Below are 19,823 nucleotides of genomic sequence, written 5' to 3'. Positions count from 1 at the left end.
TTTAAAGAGGGCGAGGCCAGATAGATTGGTTCTCGCCCTTTTTCTTTAACTTGTACACACGCGTGAAGCACGGTAAAAGGCAGGCATGACAGATACGCTTTCCATATATATTGCACAGCTTAACCAAACGGTTGGGGCTATTCAGGCAAATTGCGAAAAGATCGCTGAAGCTTATGCAAATGCAGTGGCTGATGGCGCTGACCTAGTGCTTACACCAGAGCTTTCAGTAACGGGATATCCGCTTGAAGATTTGGTGCTGAAGCCATTCTTTGCTCGCGCATCCAAGCATGCGATTGAAGGTCTTGCTGAAATTACAGCTGGTGATAATGCACCGGGCTTGATTGTTGGCGCGCCTTGGCATGATGGTGAAGCTCTTAGAAATGCATCTTTCTTACTTGAAAGTGGGGAGGTCAAAGAAATTCGTTTCAAGCATGAGCTACCAAACTACGGTGTGTTTGACGAAAAACGGGTTTTCGAAGAGGGGCCAATCCCTTCACCGATGGAATTCAGAGGCCATAAACTTGGTGTAATGATCTGCGAAGATATGTGGTTCACTGCGGTGGCTGAAGGGTTGAAAGCGCGAGGAGCAGAAATCCTTCTTGTGCCAACATGCAGCCCTTTTGAGCTGGATAAACATCCGGAACGTCAGGAGCATGCACTTGCTCGTGTTAAAGAAACAGGTTTGCCGCTAGTGTTCTGTAACCAGATTTGCGGACAGGATGAGCTTGTTTTTGACGGTGCAAGTTATGTGATCGCCGCAGATGGTAGTGTGCCTGTGCAGATGGTTTCATGGGCCGAAGGTGGGGTGAATACCGTTTGGCAGAAAGTAGATGGTAAGTTTACCTGTGAAACAGAATTTCAAGCTGAAATCCCAGACCGAATGGCTTCTATGTATCAGGCGATGATGTTGGGCCTGAGGGACTATGTTAACAAAAACCGCTTTCCTGGCGTTGTGCTTGGTATGTCTGGCGGCATTGATAGTGCACTTTCGGCTGCGGTTGCGGTTGATGCATTAGGCGCTGATAAAGTGCACTGTATTATGATGCCGTCTAAATACACAACCGGTGAAAGTGTTGGAGATGCTGAAAAATGCGCTCAGGCTCTAGGTGCGATCTACGATACTATCGCCATTAAAGAGGGCGTTGACGCCTTCGATAACATGCTAGGTGGTGTGTTTGCTGGTACTGAAGCGGATACAACAGAAGAGAATATTCAGTCACGCCTGCGTGGGCTTATTCTTATGTCTGTATCCAACAAGTTTGGTAAGATGGTACTGACAACAGGCAATAAATCCGAGTTGTCTGTTGGTTATGCCACGCTCTACGGTGATATGTGCGGTGGCTATAACGCCCTCAAGGATGTGTATAAACTGGATGTATTCGCGCTTTCGTGCTGGCGGAATGAAAATGTTCCTGTGGGAGCGTTTGGCCCGGGCGGGGAAGTTATTCCGGAAAACATCATCACTAAGCCACCTACAGCTGAACTAAGGGAAGACCAGAAGGATGAAGATAGCCTTCCTCCCTATGAAGAATTGGACGATATGCTCAGGTGTCTTGTCGATGAAGAAATGTCCGTTGCAGATGTTATTGCGCGTGGGCACGATGCATCAGAGGTTGCAAGGATCGAGCACCTGCTGTACATCGCCGAGTATAAAAGGCGTCAAGCACCTCCGGGTGTAAAAATTACGCGTAAGAATTATGGCCGAGATCGCCGTTACCCGATTACGAACGGGTTCCGCAGCGCTCGCTACAACAACTAATATATGTGTGCCGTTAGGCTAGGATAAAAGAATGACTGTTAAAGTACGTTTTGCACCATCTCCAACTGGTAAGCTCCATTTGGGTAATATTCGCGCTGCTCTTGTGAACTGGTTGTTCTCATGCCAGCAGGGTGGAACCTATGTGCTACGTATTGACGATACGGACACAGCGCGTTCTACCAAGGAAAACGAAGATGCTATTAAGGCTGACCTTCAGTGGCTTGGTATTAATTGGGATGAAACATTCCGTCAGAGCGAACGTTTTGACCGTTACAATGAAGTTGTTGAGAAGCTGAAGGCTGAAGGCCGCCTTTACCCATGTTATGAAACATCTGATGAGCTTGATATGAAGCGTAAAATTCAGATGGGTCGTGGTAAGCCGCCAGTATACGATCGTGCTGCACTTGATCTTACAGATGAACAGAAAGCTGCTTACGAAGCTGAAGGCCGCAGACCACACTGGCGCTTTAAACTTAATGTGCCGGGGCGTGCTGAATGGACAGACCTTATCCGTGGTGATGTATCAATTGACCTTGGTGCGGTTTCTGACCCGATCCTTATCCGTGAAGACGGTAGTTTCCTCTACACGCTTCCAAGTGTGATTGATGATGTGGATTACGGCATTACGCATATTGTGCGTGGTGAAGACCATGTGACAAACTCTGCAGTTCAAATACAGATTTTTGAAGCTGTTGGAGGTAAATCACCAGAAATGGCTCACTTCGCGCTTCTAACGGGCAAGGGCGGTGAAGGTCTTTCGAAGCGTCACGGCGCTATGTCTATTGAAGAGTACCGTGATGAAGCTGGCCTTGAGGCAATGTCTATTGTGTCACTGATTGGTCGCGTGGGTACAAGTGAGCCGATTGAAGCCTTCGCAGATATCAAGCCGCTTATAGATGGTTTTGATTTTGGGAAATTTGGTAAATCGACATCAAAGCTAGATAGCGATGAGCTTGAAATGCTGAACGCAAAAATCTTGCATGCAACACCTTTTGCTGATGTTGAAGGTCGCCTTGACGGTGTTGATGAAACCTTCTGGGAAACCGTAAAGCCAAATATCAACAAGCTATCTGATATCAAAGAATGGCAGGCCATTATTGCAGGCCCGGTAACGCCAGTTATTGAAGATGCTGATCACATTGCCAAAACTCGTGATCTGCTTCCTGAGGGCGAGCTTACAGCTGACACTTGGAAGGAATGGACAAACGCGATTAAGACGGAAACAGGTGTGAAAGGCAGAGGTCTCTTTATGCCGCTGCGTCAGGCACTTACAGGTCAGAACCATGGTCCTGATATGGGTATGCTTCTTCCGCTTATTGGCCGTGATAAAGTAATCGCACGTCTGGAAGGTAATGCGGCGTGACGGACATTTATGTTTATAATACTGCAGCGCGCGGTAAGGAAAAATTTGAGCCGATAGATCCTAAGAACGTACGTATGTATGTGTGTGGTCCTACGGTTTATGACCATGCCCATATTGGTAATGCGCGCCCTTATACTGTGTTTGATATTTTTTACCGGCTTCTGCGCCATGTGTACGGCACGGAGCACGTAACTTATGCGCGCAATATCACTGATATTGAAGATAAGATCATGGATCGTGCTGCGCAGGAAGGCGTGAGCATCAAAACCATTACGAACCGCTATACCAAGATTTATCAGGAAGATATGAGGTCTCTTGGTAATCTAGAGCCTGATATTCAGCCAAAAGCCACAGAACACCTGCCTCAGATGATTAAGATGATGCAGGATTTGATTGCTAAAGGGAATGCATATGTGGCTGAAGGCCATGTGATGTTTGATGTAACATCCATGGAAAACTACGGCCGCCTTTCAGGGCATTCTCGTGATGAACTTGTTGCTGGTGCTCGTGTTGAAGTAGCGCCGTATAAGAAAGACCCTGCAGACTTTGTTCTTTGGAAGCCGTCAACTGAAGAGCAAGTGGGATGGGGTAGCCCGTGGGGGAAAGGTCGTCCAGGCTGGCATCTCGAATGTTCATGCATGATTGAAAAGCATCTGGGCGAAACGATTGATCTTCATGCTGGTGGACAGGATCTTATTTTCCCACACCATGAGAATGAGATTGCTCAAAGTGAATGTACGCACGGCAAAGAGTTCGTCAAATACTGGATGCACAATGGTTACCTGACCGTGGATGGTGTGAAAATGTCTAAATCCTTAGGCAACTTCTATACAATCCGTGAGCTTCTTGAGGAGCATGGTGGTGAGCCAATGCGTTTGTCGCTTTTAACCGCGCACTATCGGCAACCAGTTGATTTCTCAAACAGTAATGCAAAAGAACAGAAGCGTAGGCTTGACCGCTGGTACCGCATAACTGCCGGTGCTGCTGCGGCTGAAACTGTTCCAGCGACGGTGATTGAAGCGCTTTCAGATGATCTAAATACACCAAAAGCTATTGCAGCTCTTGACGCACTGGCATCAGAAGAAACTGCTGATCAGCTTTTGGCGGGTGCGCAGTTTATCGGGCTTTTGATGCAATCAGCCGAAGATTGGTTCAAAACTGAACTTAGTGCAGAGCACGATGCTTGGATTGCTGAAAACTCAGTAAAATATGCTGAAGCACGGGCCGCAAAAGATTTCGCTGAGGCTGACCGTATTCGTGATGAAGCTGCTGGGCAGGGACTGGTTATTGAAATCGCTGCTGGCGGCGAAATTAAGTTTAAAGCGCAGTAAAGATGTCAAATAAAGCAATTAAGCCTGCAATTATTCTCGTGCGGCCACAACTTGGCGAAAATATCGGCAAGGCCGCGCGGGCTATGTATAATTTTGGCCTTACTGACCTGCGCCTTGTGGCTCCGCGTGATGGCTGGCCAAACCCGGATGCAGGCCCATCAGCTGCGGGCGCTGGTGTTGTCATAGACGAAGCAAAAGTTTTTGAAACTGTTGAAGAAGCGGTGGCTGACTGTACGCATGTGTATGCGACAACGGTGCGGGAACGTGGGATGCCCAAAGCGGTGGTAACACCTGCTGAAGCGGCCAAACAGATGCACGGCATGATCAGCGGTGGTGAACGGCCAGCTATTCTTTTCGGCCCGGAACGTTCGGGTATGACCAATGATGATATAGCACTTGCGGATACTATTCTTACAGCACCGGTAAACCCTGATTATGGCAGCCTTAATCTCGCGCAGGCGGTTATTCTAGTGTCATACGAGTTTTTCCAACGTGGCGATGCAACGCCAGAGCACCAGCCTTCACATCCAGAGGGGTTGGCTGATAAAGGTGAGATTGTTGGCCTGATGGAGCATATTGAAGGCGAGCTTGAGCAAAAGGGATATTTCCGAAGTGAAGGTCGCCGAGATAGCCAGCGCCGTACTATCCGAAACTTAATACAAAACGCAGGGTTCTCTTCACAAGAGGTTCAGACTATGCGTGGTATTGTGAAAGCCTTAGCAAAGGGGCAAAAACGGTAATTTATTGTAATTACAAACCTTTGCGCTAGAATTGCTGTGAGCTTTTCAAGGAGAATTTTATGTTGTTTGCCGGATTAATGCTTGCGTCCTCGTTTCTTATTCAAGATGCGACTGGTATTGCTGTAGCGCGGCCAACAGGTAAAGCGCACCTTGAACCAACAACTGGTAGCTATTTCCAGATTTTCGAGTTCCATGGTCGTCCTCCTCATACATGGGAGCATGCATCACGTATGGTACGTGGTTATTTGCATGATAATGAGCGAGAAGGGCGTCTAGCTACCATCAAATCAAACGCGGTTCATTATTTCTTGCTGCTGGAGTTTCCTGAGATGCGGGAAAAACCAATGTGGATTGGCCTTCGCGCACAGTGCAATGAATATACAGATTATATCTGGACTGATGAAACTACCTTGGAAGATCAAACTTTCCGCGCATGGAATGCCGGGACGCAGCAAAAAATAAGAGAGTTTTGCCGCAGCAATAAGGATACCGGACGCACACTACCTGTTTATTATGATCCTACAGAATTTGGTGTCCGCTGGGATGTTAGAGACCCGCGTATCAACATCAAATATATGATGGTGGAGTTCCCTGCACCTGAAGAAGCAGTTGAAGAAACAGAGCCAGCAACAGAAACTGCTACTGGCCAATAATTTTATTTCGCAAGTAGCTTTGCTACGTCTTTAGCAAAATAGGTTAAAATGCCGTCAGAATCGGCGCGCTTGAATGCCAGAAGTGCTTCAAGCATAGCGGGTTCCTTTTCCAACCAGCCGTTTTGACATGCAGCCATAATCATCGCGTATTCACCCGATACCTGATATGCGTAGGTTGGAACTCCGAAATTATCTTTTACTTCGCGAATAATATCTAGATACGGCATGCCAGGCTTAACCATCACGCTATCTGCACCTTCGGCAATATCTAGCTCCACTTCGCGTAGCGCCTCCAGCCTGTTTGCAGGATCCATCTGGTAGGTCTTTTTATCGCCCGCCAGCACGCCTGAGCTACCAACTGCATCCCGGAAGGGGCCATAGAAAGCTGATGCGTATTTAGCGCTGTATGCCATAATTTGCACATGCGCAAAGCCAGCTCGGTCAAGTTCCTGTCTGATGGCACCAATGCGGCCATCCATCATATCTGATGGCGCCACGATATCTGCACCAGCCTGAGCTTGCACAACGGCTTGCTGCACAAGAACGCCAATGGTTTCGTCGTTCAGAATAATGCCGTCTTGCAATATGCCGTCCTGTCCGTGGCTTGTGTAAGGATCAAGCGCAACGTCAGCAAGTAAGCCGATCTCTGGAACTTCAGTTTTGATGGCACGCATTGCTGTATTGATCAGGTTATCTGAGTTTAGTGCTTCATCACCGTATTCAGAACGGATACCTTTAGGAGTGCTGGGGAAGAGGGCAATGCACGGAATACCAAGATCTCTGGCTTCCTTTGCTTCTTTGACAGCCTGATCTACTGATAGGCGATCAACGCCAGGCATAGAGCTAACAGGCTCTCTTTGGTTTTCTCCCTCGCGGATAAACATTGGCCATATCAGGTCGTTCGCTGAAATTTCTGTTTCGCGCATCAGCCGACGTGACCAGTCTGTAGCACGTGGTCTGCGAAGGCGCGTATTTGGAAAACTAGCAGTCATTAAGGTATCCTGTTATTGTTTAGGGCACCTTATCGAAATGGTTTAGCGGTGTCACTCGCAATTATAGACCCAATTGTCGCATGTGTATTTGTGCACAAATTAAGTAGAATTTTATCATTAACAAAGCGTTAGGGACTTTTGGAAGAAAGTACTTCCGACAGATTCGATGAAAAATCGATTAATTATTGACTAAAGTAGCACCTAATATAGAAATCAGGCGAAGTAAGATGAGCGGTTACGACTTTAATGATCCCAGTTTTTTGTTCCTCGACATTCTTTCTCTTGTGGAGCGGCTTCACCGTCGCTTGCTCGATGTAATTAAGAACCATCTTGAAGCTATCGGCAAAAATGACCTGAACCCAGTGCAGGCACTGTTGATTTACAACATTGGCGAAAATGAAATGACGGCTGGTGAGCTTAAAACCAGAGGTTATTATCAGGGTTCAAATGTTTCCTATAACCTGAAGAAGTTAGTTGAAATGGGGTATTTACGCCATGAACGTTCTGATTATGACCGCAGAGCTGTTCGTATTTCATTAACTGATCAAGGGTATGATATCCGCAAAATGGTGGACGAACTTTATCAGAAACATCTTGAAGAACTTATGCATGATGATTTGATTAATCATGAAGAGCTGAAGAGCCTACGTAAGAATTTGCGTAACCTTGAGCGCTTCTGGTCTGATAAAATTCACTTTGGCCTTTAATAGTGCGAATTATTATCACTAAAAATCGACTAAATCGATGATTATGTGCGACATTTTCGTCTATAGACACCAAGCTAAACATTGCGTTATGAAGGCCACGCTTGTAAATTAGTGCAAGAAATTAGTGGACAGGTAACGTTATGGATTATGAAAAGATCTTTGCTGATGCGATTGATGCAATTCGCGATGAAGGCCGATATCGGGTCTTTGCGGATATCTCGCGTGAAAGAGGTCAATTCCCACGGGCTATTCGCCATGACGCTGGGGATAACGCTAAATCCATAACTGTCTGGTGTTCAAATGACTATCTTGGAATGGGCCAACACCCAAAAGTTCTTGAAGCGATGCATACTGCGCTGGATGAAACCGGTGCAGGAGCAGGTGGTACACGTAATATTTCAGGTACTAACCACTATCACGTTCTTCTTGAAGAAGAACTTGCTGATTTACACGGTAAAGAACAAGCTCTTCTATTTACTTCAGGTTATATTTCCAATGAAGCAACACTCTCAACAGTAGCGAAGTTACTTCCCGGCTGTATTGTGTTTTCAGATGAACTTAATCACGCCTCTATGATCCAGGGTATTCGCAATAGTGGTGCCAAGAAGCATATCTTCCGCCACAATGACCTTGAGCATCTTGAGGAACTGCTGAAAGCAGCTGATCCGAACGCACCAAAGCTTATTGCCTTTGAATCTGTTTATTCGATGGATGGAGATATTGCACCAATTGAAGCAATCTGTGATTTGGCTGATAAATACGGTGCCATGACATACCTAGATGAAGTACATGCGGTTGGCATGTATGGGACTCGTGGTGGTGGTGTTTCGGAGCGTGACAAAGTTGCTCACCGTTTGACTATTATTGAAGGTACGCTAGGTAAAGCTTTCGGTGTAATGGGCGGTTATATTGCTTCCTCCAAAGCTCTTGTTGATGTTGTGCGCAGCTATGCATCAGGCTTTATCTTTACAACTGCTCTTAGTCCAGTACTGGCTGCTGGTGCGTTAGCAAGTATTCGTCACCTTAAGGGAAGTAGTATAGAACGGGATGAACAAAAAGTTCGTGCAAATGAGCTTAAAAAGCGTATGGCTGATGCTAACCTTCCGGTTATGGACAGTGTGAGCCATATTGTGCCTTTGTTCATTGGTGATCCTGTTCTTTGTAAAGAGGCATCGGACTTACTGTTGAATGAATACGGTATTTACGTTCAGCCAATTAACTACCCAACCGTTCCTCGTGGTACAGAGCGCCTTCGCTTTACCCCGGGCCCGCTTCACGATGATTCTTCGATGGATGCTCTTGTGGAAGCATTGACGGAGGTGTGGGGGCGTTTGCATCTTACTCGTGCGATTGCGATTTAAAGAGACTTCTGATGGCAGGTGATATAATTGTTGAGTTTGTTAGAATAGGTAACATGCTTAAGGTGTCTGCTGTCTGTGCACGTACTGGTCGAGAAGTCAGTATTGCTGGGGATCCTAAAGCACCTCGAGCGCAACTTGAGAAGATAGCTATTGATAAGCTCAAGTATGTTATGAAAAAAGACGCTGCACAGGTGGGGCCTGCACAGCGGGGTATTGTGATTTAATTTTCTAAATCAACTTTAGCGTTTCTTGCCTAGACCAATTTTCTTCGCGAACTCTGATCTTTTTGCTGCATATGCAGGTGCTACCATTGGATAGTCTGCAGGTAAGCCCCATTTTGCACGATACTCTTCCGGTGACATATCATAATGGGAACGAAGATAGCGTTTGAGCATTTTAAGTTTCTTGCCGTCTTCTAGGCACACAATATATTCGTTGGTGAAAGATTTCTTGAGAGGCACAGCTGGTTTAGGACTGTGTATGTTGACTTGATCAGGTCCTAGAGTGCTGAGTGTGCTATAGACCGTTTTAATGACATCAGGAAGTTCAGACGAATTTACCGTGTTGTTACTTACATAGGCAGTTACTATCTCTGCGGCAAGTCCAAGCAGCTCGTTTGAAGAATTAATATTAACAGATTCAGTAGTCATTAAATTATGGCTCCGACTTATTCTTATGCCTAGCTATGCTTATTGCAGAAGAACATTACTAATTACAACACCTAATAGTTGATATGTGATCTTTTTATTCTTAACAAATGGTTAATTATCCCTGTAATTAAGAAGGAAAACTTAATAATTTAGTAATATTCAAATAAATACTAGATTTTGGAAGCTTTTCTTGGGTTGCGACTATATCTATGATATTCAGCGGCAAATGAATGGCTAGGCGCAGCTTTTTGTGCCTGAATTGGAGTAAGCTGATGGCAGACAAAACGATTGCCTTTGCATCTGATCACGCAGGTTTTGAGCTAAAAGAAGCGCTTAAAACATATCTTTCTGAACAAGGTTACGAAGTTTTGGATTTAGGGGCACATAGTCTCGAATCCGTTGATTATCCAGACTTTGGCAAAGCTATGGGGGATGCTATTGCTGAAGGTAAAGCAAATAAAGGGATACTTGTTTGCGGATCAGGTATCGGGATTTCCATTGCTGCAAACAGAAACCCCGCTGTGAGAGCAGCACTTGTACAGTCTGGTCTGGCAGCAAAGCTCGCGCGCCAACACAATGATGCGAATGTAATTTCTCTTGGCGCAAGGTTGATTGGTGTTGAAACAGCGTATGACTGTGTAGATGCGTTTTTAGCAACAGATTTTGAAGGTGGACGTCACCAAAGAAGAGTAGACAAACTTTCTTCTTAAAAAACTAATAATCACTTTTGGGACAACAAACTATCTAAAATAATGGGATAGGTTTTTAGATAGTTTTTATGTGAAGGTATTTGCCATGTCTAAATTTACTCAGGATGGTTTTTTCTCTGCAAGTCTAGCTGCGTCTGATCCAGAACTAATGGCTTCAGTAAGCGGTGAACTTGAGCGCCAGCAAAATCAGATCGAACTGATCGCATCTGAAAATATTGTCAGCCGAGCAGTAATTGAAGCTCAAGGCTCAGTACTCACAAATAAATACGCAGAAGGGTACCCAAATCGTCGTTATTATCAGGGCTGTCATTATGTCGATGTTGCTGAAAGTCTTGCTATTGAACGTGCGAAAGAGATCTTTGGTGCAGAATTTGTAAATGTGCAGCCTCATTCTGGCGCGCAGGCAAATGGAGCAGTGATGCTGGCGCTTACCAAGCCGGGTGATACCATTATGGGAATGTCTCTTGATGCCGGTGGCCACCTTACACACGGTGCTGCTCCTGCACTTTCTGGTAAATGGTATAACGCTGTCCAATATGGTGTACGCCGTGAAGATGCGTTGATCGACTATGATCAAGTTGAAGAAATGGCAAAAGAGCATAAACCAGTTATTATTATTGCTGGTGGTTCAGCATATCCACGTGAAATTGACTTTAAGCGTTTCCGCGAAATTGCTGATAGTGTTGGTGCTATTTTGATGGTGGATATGGCGCACTTTGCTGGCTTGGTTGCTGGTAAAGTACACGCAAACCCTCTTGAGCATGCACATATTGTTACAACAACAACACACAAAACACTTCGTGGCCCACGTGGTGGTATGATCCTTACCAACGATGAAGCGATTTCTAAGAAGATCAATTCAGCAGTATTCCCTGGCTTGCAAGGTGGTCCGCTTATGCATGTGATCGCTGCAAAGGCAGTTGCATTCGGTGAAGCGCTTCGCCCGGAATTTAAGGAATATGCTGCACAAGTTGTTGAAAATGCGCAAGCTCTGGCAGCACGCCTTAAGGAAAATGGTTTTGATATCGTGTCGGAAGGCACAGACACGCACGTTGTTCTCGTTGACTTGCGCCCGAAAGGTCTAACAGGTAAAGCCGCGGATGAAGCACTTGAACGCTCACTGATGACGTGTAACAAAAACGGTGTACCGTTTGATCCAGAAAAGCCGTTTGTAACATCTGGTATTCGCCTTGGTACACCAGCAGGCACAACACGTGGGTTCGGTGTGAAAGAGTTTGTTCAGATCGCTGACATGATCACTGAGGTACTAGATGGTCTTGCGGCTAACCCAGAGAATAATGAAGCTGCTGAAGCATCTGTGCGTGAAAAGGTAGCAGATCTTTGCAAGCAGTTCCCAATTTATGAAGAATTGGGCTAAGCTAGCTTCAAAAATAATAAAGTAGCGCGAGACACTCGCGCTGCTACCATCTTTACCAAGGGGGAATGTATGCGCTGTCCGTTTTGTCAACACGAAGATACGCAGGTAAAAGATAGTCGACCTACGGAAGATAAATCTTCTATTCGTCGTCGCCGTTTTTGCCCTGGTTGCGGTGCTCGTTTTACCACATTTGAACGTGTGCAATTACGTGAGCTAACGGTGCTTAAGAAAACTGGCCGCAAAGTTCCTTTTGAGCGTGATAAGCTAGAGCGCTCTCTCGATATTGCCCTCAGGAAACGACCAGTAGACCCAGATCAGGTAGACCGCATGATTAATGGTATTGTGCGCCGACTGGAATCAATGGGGGAAAGCGAAATTGAATCTGATCAGATCGGCACTCTTGTAATGGAGGGCCTGCAGAACCTAGATCAGGTTGCTTATGTGCGTTATGCGTCTGTGTACCGTAACTTCCGCGAAGCGAAGGATTTTGAGAAATTCCTTGGTGGTATGGAAGATCATGAAGAGGACGCAGTGAAGGGCGAATAGTGGCTTCTTTTTCTCCGGAAGATAAAAAATGGATGCGTGCCGCACTTGGGCTGGCACGCCGTGGCCTCGGACAGACTGCACCCAATCCTTCGGTTGGGTGCATTTTAGTAAGGGATGGAATTGTTGTAGGGCGTGGTAACACGCAGCTTGGAGGCCGCCCTCATGCTGAAGTAGTTGCTCTTCGGCAGGCAGGCACTAAGGCAAAAGGTTCCACTGCATACGTCACCTTGGAGCCTTGTTCTCATTACGGGAAAACACCACCATGTTCAGAAGCATTAATTAATGCGGGGGTGATGCGCGTTGTCGCTGCGGTTGACGATAATGATGCACGTGTTTCGGGCACAGGTCTGAAGATGCTTCATGAAGCGGGTGTTCAGGTAGATGTTGGGTTATTCTCTGAAAAGGCCTTCGAACTCAATAAGGGTTTTTTCCTTTCCAATACCGATGCCAGACCAGAGTTCTCAATAAAACTAGCTACAAGCCTAGACGGCAAGATCGCGTTGGCGAGCGGGGAAAGTAAATGGATTACTGGTTCCGAGGCCCGACGTTATGGTCACATGTTGCGAGCACAGCATGATGGTATCCTTGTTGGTGTGAATACAGTTCTTGCTGATGACCCAATGCTGGATTGCCGAATAGAGGGGCTGGAAGACAGGTCCCCAGCGCGTATTGTTCTGGATAGCAAATATCAAACGCCCGTTTCCTCCAAGCTAGTACAATCAGCTAATAAAATAGATCTCTATATTTTAGGTGGTAAGTCGAATAGAGACGCGATTGAATTAGAGAAGGCAGGAGCCAAGATAATAGAATTGCTGGTAAACCGTGATATGAAAACTCTATCAGATACACTTTCTGGTGCTGGTATGAGGCGGGTTTTGATTGAAGGTGGCGGCCAAGTATATGCTTCCTTTTTGAAGGCCAATATGTGCGATACTTTGTATCATTTTCAGGCTGGAAAATTACTTGGTGCAGAAAGTAAAAACGGAATTGGTGAATTAGGCCTTGCCCAATTGTCATCTTCACCCCATTTAAAGGCCCAGAAAGTATTATCCGTTGGTGATGATATGCTCACAATTTATAAAAAGCCGGAGTAACCCAGAGCTATGTTTACAGGAATTGTAACAGACGTTGGAACAGTACAGTCAGTTGAAGGAGAGGGTGATGTACGCCTTAAACTTTCAACATCTTACGACACCTCGGGTATTGATATTGGCGCATCTATAGCCTGCTCTGGCGTTTGTCTTACCGTTGTAACTAAAGGCGATAATTTCTTTTCTGCTGATGTATCACGAGAAACCATAAGCGTTACAAACCTTGGGGCTTGGGAAAAAGGTACTGAAGTGAACCTCGAACGTTCGCTTAAGGTCGGTGATGAACTGGGCGGTCATATAGTAACTGGTCATGTAGACTGTGTGGGTGAAATTGTAACCTTCGAATCAGTAGACGAATCGATTCTATTACAGATTCTTGTACCTGAAGCGTTTGGTCATAATGTTGCGAAGAAGGGTAGCATTACCATCAATGGTGTTTCTCTTACAGTGAATGAAGTTGAAGACCTTGAGGATAGTACAAAGGTGTCTATCAATGTTATTCCGCATACTCAGGAAGTGACAAATTTCCGCCAAGCGCAAGTTGGCGATAAAGTGAATGTAGAATTTGATATTTTGGCGCGCTATGTAGCTCGCCTGCAAGATAAAGGCTAAGAACGTGCCGCAAAGATTTCTATCCCCAATCGAAGATGTGATCGAAGATGCCAGAAATGGTAAAATGTATATCCTTGTTGATGATGAAGACAGGGAAAATGAAGGGGATTTGATTATCCCGGCACAGATGGCGACGGCTGATAAAATCAATTTCATGGCTAAATACGGCCGTGGCCTTATTTGTTTGCCTCTCACAAGAGCCCGCGTGGAAAAACTCGGCCTTAACTTGATGAGTACAAATAACCAGAGCCGTCATGAAACTGCTTTCACTACATCGATAGAAGCAAAAACTGGCGTAACGACTGGTATTTCCGCTGCTGACCGTGCGCGCACGATTGAGGTAGCGATTGATGCTGACGCTACAAAATATGATTTAGCAACACCGGGGCACGTATTCCCGCTTGTTGCGAAAGATGGTGGTGTATTGGTGCGCGCAGGTCATACAGAGGCATCTGTTGATATTTCTCGCCTTGCCGGCCTTGATCCATCTGCAGTGATTTGTGAGATCATGAATGAAGACGGTACCATGGCACGCTTGCCTGACCTTGTTGAGTTTGCGAAAAAACATGACCTGAAGGTAGCCACTATTCGTGATCTTATCGCCTACCGTCTCAAGAATGATGTTCTGGTAGAACGAGTGACTGATTCTGCTTTCCGTAGGCAATCCGGCAAAGACTGGCGTGTGTCTGTTTACACATCAACAGGTAATCACCGGGAAACTGTCGCACTTACGCTAGGAAATATCAACGAAGAGGAAACAATCCCTGTTCGTATGCATAGCCTTAACCCGTTTGAGGACCTTCTGGGTATGGATCATCCGCGTACAGGCCAGCTTGAGCGTGCGATGCAAGCTATTGAAAAAGAAGGTAAAGGTGTTGTTGTAGTATTCCCAGGGCTTACAGCAAAACGTCCGTCGCAAATTATAAGCGGCGAAGGCTCAAGCGATAAGGAAGAAGGTGCTTTAAAGGATTATGGTATTGGTGCACAAATTCTTAGGGATTTGGGTGTTAAACATATGGCGCTTTATTCAAATACACCAAGTAACATAGTAGGGCTTGAAGGATACGGTCTAGATATCGTAGAACAGCGCCAGATTCCTGAAGTAGAATAAGCTTCAGTAAAGTTTAAAGGATTTATTCAATGTCAAAAATGCACCTACTTATTGTTGAGGCGCGCTTCTATGAAGAACTTGCTGACGAATTAGCAGCAGGCGCTATCGAAGCAATTGAAGCAGTGGGCGGTACCTATGAGCGTATTGATGTACCGGGGGCGCTGGAAATCCCTGCGGCGATTAAATATGCGGCTGATGGTAGCGAAAAGCAGTTTGATGGTTATGTAGCATTGGGTGCTGTTATCCGCGGTGAGACGACCCACTATGATTATGTATGTGGTGAAAGTGCCCGCGGACTTATGGACCTTGGCCTTGATCATAATCTTGCAATTGGTAACGGTATTCTGACAATTGAAGATTGGGATCAGGCGAGAGCCCGTGCAAGACGTTCTGAAATGAACAAAGGCGGTGGTGCAGCTAATGCAGCTATTCGTATGATCGAACTTAAGAAAGAGTTTGGAGTTTAAGATGGCAGGTAAGCCAAAAATCGGCGGCCCTCGCAGTGCGGCAAGACTTGGTGCAGTTCAGGCGTTGTTCCAGTTGGAGCAGGGCGACGAGAAAAATGCACAAGTGATTTCAACAGAATATATTGAACACCGCCTTGGCCAAGAGATTGAGGGTGATCAGTATGTTGCTGCTGATGAAAAGCTGTTCGCTGATATCACTCGTGGTGCATGGATGCGGAAAGAAGAGTGGGATGAGGTGATTATTCCCTGTCTTACGGATGATTGGCCGCTTGAACGCCTTGAGCCGCTTATTCGTTCGATTTTCCGTGCGGGTGCTTATGAACTTACTGCGCGTCCTGACGTGCCAACAAAGGTAATCATCAATGAATATATTGATGTTGCCCACGCGTTTTATGAGAGAGCCGAGATTTCCTTTGTGAATGGCGTTCTTGATAAAATGGCGAAAAGTGCTCGTGCATAAGGTATAATCAGGCGGGAAATATAGATATGCCTGATGAATTTAACCTGATTGAGAAATATTTAGCTCCTTTGGCTGCGCCGGAGGGGCTTTCTCTTTTAGATGATGCTGCTTGCGTGCCTATGCGTTTAGGGCATGATCAAATTCTTACCAAAGATGTCTTGGTTGCCGGGACCCATTTCTTCAATGGTGATGATCCTATTTCTTTGGCTTTTAAAGCTGTTTCCGTAAATGTTTCTGACCTTGCAGCTAAAGGCGCAGAGCCAGCTTTCTATATGCTTGGTTTAAGTTTGCCTAAAACACTGGATGCAGAACCCTGGCTGGAGAAATTTGTTGCTGGTTTAAGTGAGGCACAACGTGTTTATGGCCTTCAGTTGTTGGGGGGCGATAGCACCAGCACCTCAGGACCACTTACCATCAGTATCACTGCAATTGGGTATGTTCCAAACGGTACAATGATCAGGAGGAACGGAGCGAAGGCAGGTGATAATGTTTATGTTACCGGTAATTTGGGAGAAGCCGCTTTTGCACTTCAGGCGATATTGGGGAATATTAAAGCTCCGGATATCTCTTTAGCATCTTATTATAAACCCAGGGCACAGCATCTAACGGGACAAGCGCTTCGTGGTATAGCTTCGGCTGCTGCAGATGTATCAGATGGTTTGTTAGCCGACGTTGGCCATATTGCAAAAGCATCTGGTGCCAAGGTGACATTACAGTTGGATTTGCTTCCATATTCTACAGCGGTGAATGAGTTAACTATTGAACAGGATGAACTTCTTCAGCTTGTCTATTCTGGTGGGGATGATTACCAAATTGTTTTTACAGCTTCTGAATGCGATGCGGATGAGCTCGCGCGGTTAACACAGGAAAATGGTGTAAAAATCACCCGAATTGGCAAAGTGGTAGAGGGTTCAGGTGTGGAAATCATTGATACTAATGGCAAAAAAGTGCAAGTTAGCCATCAAGGGTTTAATCATTTTAGTGGAAATTGAGGATTTTTCATGTCTGAAGATGCAGTTGATGATGAAGGTGGGGGCTCAGGCAAGATTCTTTTAATCTTGGGACTGGTGCTTGGGGTTGGTATTGGCGGCGGCGCTGGCTACTTTATGTCTGGTAGTGGTGGTGAAGATGCTTCCGCGGAATCGGAAGAAAAAGTAGAAGAAATGAAGCCTAAAGGTGACCTTCTGCCGATTGATATCGAAAAACTGACTGTGCCTATTTATTCGATGCGCAATAATTCCCGCCGGTTCATTGGCAATTTCTTTGTTGATGTACGCTTGCAAGTTTACGGACAGGAAAAACAGATTGCTGTTAAGCGGGCGGAAACGCAGCTTCAACATGCTTTTCTTTCTGCTATGAGCCGGGCGGATCTGATGGTTGAAGGATCTACTTCTGATATCGATTTTGATAAAGCAGCTATGATTTTGAAAAGCAGAGCTGATGAGATATTGGGAGCTGATATTGTAGAAAATGTATCCATTATCAAGAGTGTTCGAATGGGGCGTTAGTATACTTGAAATACAGGTTTTATGGGCGGTTCTTTTGAGCCGCCTTTTTTGTTTCTGAATTGATAAGCTTGTCAAAAAGCTTTTTCACACATAAGGTTACAAGACACATGCACCTTGCATGATGTGTTTTACACGGGCTCGGCGGATATTTTGAGTATCGCCGTCCGTGGGCGGACTGTTCACGAGTATCGCCGCCCCTGAGCTCCTTTGTTGGGTTTAATAGGGGGAGGATATCCTATGGAAGTTTTGTATGCTGCCATTCTGTGTGGTCTGGTGGCCGTGTTGTACGGCGTTGTAACCCGAAGCTCTATTCTTTCAGCTAGTGCGGGTAATGAAAAAATGCAAGAGATTGCGCAAGCTATCCAGGAAGGCGCGCAAGCTTATCTTAATAGACAATATCGAACTATTGCTGTTGTGGGTGTTATTGTAACGGCAGCTTTATTCTTAACTCTTGGTCAGCTTTCAGCACTTGGTTTTGTAATTGGCGCTGTGCTTTCGGGTGCTGCTGGTTACATAGGCATGATTATCTCTGTACGTGCCAATGTACGTACGACAGAAGCAAGCCGTACTGGATTGCAGGAAGGTTTGACTATTGCCTTTAAATCCGGTGCCGTTACCGGAATGTTAGTTGCGGGGCTAGCGCTTTTGGCCGTTGCAGGTTTTTACTATGTAATGGTCGGCCCAATGGGAATTAATCCCACCGATCGCCTGGTTATTGATAGCTTGGTATCGTTAGGCTTTGGGGCGTCTCTTATTTCAATTTTTGCGCGCCTTGGTGGAGGTATTTTCACGAAAGGTGCAGATGTTGGAGCAGACCTTGTAGGTAAGGTAGAGGCCGGTATTCCAGAGGATGATCCAAGAAACCCGGCAGTTATTGCGGATAACGTTGGTGATAACGTTGGTGATTGTGCTGGTATGGCAGCTGACTTGTTTGAGACCTATGTAGTAACGGTAGGGGCTACAATGGTTCTTGCCGCACTCTTTATGCAGACAGGTGCAGCGGAAATCATGCAACTTCCGTTAATTATTGGCGGCGGCTGTATTCTTACCTCTATCATTGGTACTTTCTTTGTTAAGCTTGGAAGTAACAACTCTATTATGGGGGCTTTGTATAAAGGTTTTATTGTAACGGCGCTTCTATCGGCTGTGGTGATGTGGTTTGCCATGCAATGGGCACTTGGAGATATGAACAGTGTGTTCACTGCAGGTGAAACCTCCTTTACGGGAAGAACGCTTTTCTATTGTGGCCTTGTCGGACTTGCGGTGACGGGAGTGATCATCTGGCTTACAGAATATTATACAAGCACAGAATTCAGGCCGGTAAGGTCTATCGCAAAATCTTCTGAAACTGGTCACGGTACAAATGTAATCCAGGGACTTGCAATTTCGCTTGAATCAACTGCGTTGCCTACACTGGTTATTTGTGCAGGTATTATTGTTGCTTATAATCTTGCTGGTGTTCTTGGGCTTGGTTTTGCTGCAACTGCGATGCTCGCTCTTGCAGGGATGGTGGTTGCTCTTGATGCATATGGTCCGGTTACAGATAATGCGGGTGGTATTGCAGAGATGGCTGGCCTTGATGACGAAGTGCGAGACCGTACCGATGCACTGGATGCCGTGGGTAACACGACAAAAGCGGTAACTAAAGGCTACGCTATTGGTTCTGCAGGTTTAGCAGCCCTTGTACTCTTTGGTGCCTATACAGCCGACTTGAAAGAGTATTTCGGTGACTTGTCCGTTGATTTCAGTCTAGCGAATCCATTTGTTATCGTCGGCCTATTTATTGGTGCCATGCTCCCATATCTCTTCGGTGCTATGGGTATGACAGCAGTTGGCCGCGCGGGCGGTGAAGTTGTGGAAGAGGTTAGGGCACAGTTTGCGGAAAATCCGGGTATTATGGAAGGTACCTCCAAACCCGATTATGCTAAATCTGTTGATCTACTAACAAAAACAGCGATTAAAGAAATGGTCGTGCCGAGCTTATTGCCGATTGTTGCACCTATCGCTACTTACTTTGTGATTAATGCTGTTGCCGGGCAAGCTGCTGCTTTTGCGGCTCTTGGCGCTTTGCTTGTTGGTGTGATCGTGGGTGGTTTATTTGTCGCTATTTCCATGACCGCAGGTGGCGGTGCATGGGATAATGCCAAGAAGTATATTGAAGATGGTAATCATGGCGGTAAAGGTTCAGAAGCTCATAAGGCTGCAGTAACTGGTGATACTGTTGGTGACCCTTATAAGGATACCGCGGGGCCAGCTGTAAATCCTATGATCAAGATTACCAATATTGTCGCGCTTTTATTACTGGCGATGTTAGCGCACTGATCAAATAGCCATAAAAGAAGAAAGCCCCGAAGTGTATGCTTCGGGGCTTTTAATTTCATATC

At 45.8% G+C, this 19,823-nt stretch carries 21 protein-coding genes; 19 read left to right on the top strand and 2 right to left on the bottom strand.

Annotated elements, in window-relative coordinates; translation table 11 throughout:
• Window positions 1-85 precede the first annotated feature (85 nt).
• The 5 genes from MF542_RS13230 to MF542_RS13210 are packed head-to-tail and all read left to right on the top strand — an operon-like array spanning window position 86 to window position 5,846.
• On the top strand, window positions 86-1,759 hold the full coding sequence (locus tag MF542_RS13230) for an NAD+ synthase (RefSeq protein ID WP_247020231.1): 1,674 nt from the start codon (window positions 86-88) through the stop codon (window positions 1,757-1,759).
• Window positions 1,760-1,790: 31 nt separating this feature from the next.
• Window positions 1,791-3,122 carry a glutamate--tRNA ligase gene (gltX, locus tag MF542_RS13225; protein WP_247020229.1) on the top strand — a complete coding sequence of 444 codons (1,332 nt, stop codon included), beginning with the start codon at window positions 1,791-1,793 and terminating at the stop codon, window positions 3,120-3,122.
• Window positions 3,119-4,453 (top strand): cysteine--tRNA ligase, encoded by a 1,335-nt coding sequence (gene cysS, locus MF542_RS13220; protein ID WP_247020227.1) that lies wholly within the window; start codon window positions 3,119-3,121, stop codon window positions 4,451-4,453. Before gltX ends, cysS begins: the two co-directional genes overlap by 4 nt.
• Before the next feature lie 2 nt (window positions 4,454-4,455).
• Entirely contained in the window at window positions 4,456-5,193 is a 738-nt protein-coding gene (locus MF542_RS13215; protein ID WP_247020225.1) for an RNA methyltransferase, read from the top strand.
• Window positions 5,194-5,252: 59 nt separating this feature from the next.
• Entirely contained in the window at window positions 5,253-5,846 is a 594-nt protein-coding gene (locus tag MF542_RS13210) for a C-type lectin domain-containing protein (RefSeq protein WP_247020223.1), read from the top strand.
• Between the two features lie 2 nt (window positions 5,847-5,848).
• On the opposite strand, the gene hemB is transcribed toward MF542_RS13210, so the two are convergent.
• The gene (hemB, locus tag MF542_RS13205; RefSeq protein WP_247020221.1) at window positions 5,849-6,838 is read right to left on the bottom strand and encodes a porphobilinogen synthase; all 990 of its coding nucleotides are present in this window, start codon (window positions 6,836-6,838) and stop codon (window positions 5,849-5,851) included.
• Window positions 6,839-7,065: 227 nt separating this feature from the next.
• Between hemB and MF542_RS13200 the strand changes: the two genes are divergently transcribed.
• The 3 genes from MF542_RS13200 (at window position 7,066) to MF542_RS13190 (ending at window position 9,130) form a co-directional block, all read left to right on the top strand.
• Window positions 7,066-7,545, top strand: a complete 480-nt coding sequence (locus MF542_RS13200; protein ID WP_247020219.1) for a MarR family winged helix-turn-helix transcriptional regulator — start codon at window positions 7,066-7,068, stop codon at window positions 7,543-7,545.
• A gap of 140 nt (window positions 7,546-7,685) precedes the next feature.
• On the top strand, window positions 7,686-8,906 hold the full coding sequence (hemA, locus tag MF542_RS13195) for a 5-aminolevulinate synthase (protein ID WP_247020217.1): 1,221 nt from the start codon (window positions 7,686-7,688) through the stop codon (window positions 8,904-8,906).
• An 11-nt stretch (window positions 8,907-8,917) separates the two neighbouring features.
• Window positions 8,918-9,130, top strand: coding sequence for a DUF6898 family protein (locus MF542_RS13190; RefSeq protein ID WP_247020215.1), 213 nt, complete (start codon window positions 8,918-8,920; stop codon window positions 9,128-9,130).
• A 15-nt stretch (window positions 9,131-9,145) separates the two neighbouring features.
• On the opposite strand, the gene MF542_RS13185 is transcribed toward MF542_RS13190, so the two are convergent.
• Window positions 9,146-9,556, bottom strand: a complete 411-nt coding sequence (locus MF542_RS13185; RefSeq protein ID WP_247020213.1) for a Ros/MucR family transcriptional regulator — start codon at window positions 9,554-9,556, stop codon at window positions 9,146-9,148.
• 272 nt (window positions 9,557-9,828) lie between these two features.
• On the opposite strand from MF542_RS13185, the gene rpiB reads away from it, so the two are divergent.
• The 11 genes from rpiB to MF542_RS13130 all read left to right on the top strand — a co-directional run bounded on the left by rpiB (window position 9,829) and on the right by MF542_RS13130 (window position 19,761).
• Entirely contained in the window at window positions 9,829-10,266 is a 438-nt protein-coding gene (gene rpiB / locus MF542_RS13180) for a ribose 5-phosphate isomerase B (RefSeq protein WP_247020211.1), read from the top strand.
• Between the two features lie 85 nt (window positions 10,267-10,351).
• Window positions 10,352-11,644 carry a serine hydroxymethyltransferase gene (glyA, locus tag MF542_RS13175; protein ID WP_247020209.1) on the top strand — a complete coding sequence of 431 codons (1,293 nt, stop codon included), beginning with the start codon at window positions 10,352-10,354 and terminating at the stop codon, window positions 11,642-11,644.
• A 69-nt stretch (window positions 11,645-11,713) separates the two neighbouring features.
• Complete coding sequence (gene nrdR, locus MF542_RS13170; protein WP_247020207.1) at window positions 11,714-12,190, top strand: transcriptional regulator NrdR; 477 nt, start codon at window positions 11,714-11,716, stop codon at window positions 12,188-12,190.
• A complete protein-coding gene (gene ribD, locus MF542_RS13165; RefSeq protein WP_247020205.1) occupies window positions 12,190-13,284 on the top strand; it encodes a bifunctional diaminohydroxyphosphoribosylaminopyrimidine deaminase/5-amino-6-(5-phosphoribosylamino)uracil reductase RibD in 1,095 nt (364 codons plus the stop codon). Before nrdR ends, ribD begins: the two co-directional genes overlap by 1 nt.
• Window positions 13,285-13,293: 9 nt before the next feature.
• Entirely contained in the window at window positions 13,294-13,893 is a 600-nt protein-coding gene (locus tag MF542_RS13160) for a riboflavin synthase (protein ID WP_247020203.1), read from the top strand.
• A 4-nt stretch (window positions 13,894-13,897) separates the two neighbouring features.
• Window positions 13,898-15,004 (top strand): 3,4-dihydroxy-2-butanone-4-phosphate synthase, encoded by a 1,107-nt coding sequence (gene ribB, locus MF542_RS17840; protein ID WP_247020202.1) that lies wholly within the window; start codon window positions 13,898-13,900, stop codon window positions 15,002-15,004.
• A 20-nt stretch (window positions 15,005-15,024) separates the two neighbouring features.
• The gene (locus MF542_RS13150) at window positions 15,025-15,471 is read left to right on the top strand and encodes a 6,7-dimethyl-8-ribityllumazine synthase (RefSeq protein WP_425531255.1); all 447 of its coding nucleotides are present in this window, start codon (window positions 15,025-15,027) and stop codon (window positions 15,469-15,471) included.
• Window position 15,472: 1 nt separating this feature from the next.
• Complete coding sequence (gene nusB, locus MF542_RS13145) at window positions 15,473-15,931, top strand: transcription antitermination factor NusB (protein ID WP_247020198.1); 459 nt, start codon at window positions 15,473-15,475, stop codon at window positions 15,929-15,931.
• Between the two features lie 26 nt (window positions 15,932-15,957).
• Window positions 15,958-16,923: a thiamine-phosphate kinase gene (gene thiL, locus MF542_RS13140; RefSeq protein WP_247020196.1), complete on the top strand. Its 966-nt coding sequence runs from the start codon at window positions 15,958-15,960 to the stop codon at window positions 16,921-16,923.
• Between the two features lie 9 nt (window positions 16,924-16,932).
• Window positions 16,933-17,439: a hypothetical protein gene (locus tag MF542_RS13135; protein ID WP_247020194.1), complete on the top strand. Its 507-nt coding sequence runs from the start codon at window positions 16,933-16,935 to the stop codon at window positions 17,437-17,439.
• 237 nt (window positions 17,440-17,676) lie between these two features.
• A complete protein-coding gene (locus MF542_RS13130; RefSeq protein ID WP_247020192.1) occupies window positions 17,677-19,761 on the top strand; it encodes a sodium-translocating pyrophosphatase in 2,085 nt (694 codons plus the stop codon).
• The last annotated feature ends 62 nt before the right edge of the window (window positions 19,762-19,823 follow it).

The sequence above is a fragment of the Kordiimonas laminariae genome, from assembly GCF_023008165.1.
Classification (GTDB): domain Bacteria; phylum Pseudomonadota; class Alphaproteobacteria; order Sphingomonadales; family Kordiimonadaceae; genus Kordiimonas; species Kordiimonas laminariae.
Note: the sequence above shows the minus strand (reverse complement) of the source record. Positions and strands in the feature narration are given on the sequence as shown.